Genomic DNA, 877 nt, shown 5'->3' with positions numbered 1-877 from the left:
GCCCGTTAGATGCTGACGGCAGTGTGCAATCACTGCTTCTTGGGTTAAGCTCGGGTCACGTTTTACAACGTAGATCTTCCCCAACTCACCAGACACTCCATGCTGTTGACTAATTGCAGCCACTTCAAGAACTTTGCCGTGCAGAGCGACAACGTCTTCGATTTCATTCGGGTAAACGTTGAAGCCAGAAACCAAGATCATGTCTTTCTTACGGTCAACAATGTGCAGGAAGCCTTCGTCATCAAACTTAACGATGTCACCCGTTGATAGCCAACCGTCTTCGTTAATGGTGTCTTTGGTTGCTTCCGGACGTTGCCAGTAACCTTGCATTACTTGAGGGCCGCGAACTTGTAGCTCACCTGTACCAGTATTTGGCAGTACATTGCCTTCTTCATCAACCATACGAACTTCTGTCGAAGGAACTGGCAGACCGATAGAACCGTTGTACTCAACCAAGTCATGCGGGTAAGCCGCAACTAACGGTGAACACTCAGTAAGTCCATAACCTTCAAGCAAGTAGCAGCCTGTGGTCTTCAGCCATTTCTCAGCAACAGCACGTTGAACTGCCATACCGCCACCAACAGCCAAGCGAAGATTACTGAAGTCCAACTCATGGAAATCTTCATTGTTCACTAGCGCATTGAATAAGGTATTCACACCTGTGATCGCTGTGAATTGGTACTTTTGCAGCTCTTTTACAAAGCCGGGAATATCACGCGGGTTGGTAATCAGTAAGTTACGACCGCCCATTTCGATAAACAGCAAACAGTTCACTGTCAGTGCGAACACGTGGTAAAGCGGCAATGCGGTTACCACTAATTCACGACCTGGAGAAAGTACTGGACCGTAAGCCCCTTTCGCCTGAAGCACGTTAGCA

The 877-nt window shown here is 48.0% G+C and carries 1 protein-coding gene; it reads right to left on the bottom strand.

The window, feature by feature from the left end; all coding sequences use genetic code 11:
- Window positions 1–877: AMP-binding protein (locus R7040_RS25380; protein ID WP_318097410.1), on the bottom strand; the 877-nt coding region annotated here is incomplete at both ends.

Source organism: Vibrio sp. 1069, from assembly GCF_033340555.1.
This window is presented reverse-complemented; position numbering and strand designations above follow the sequence as displayed.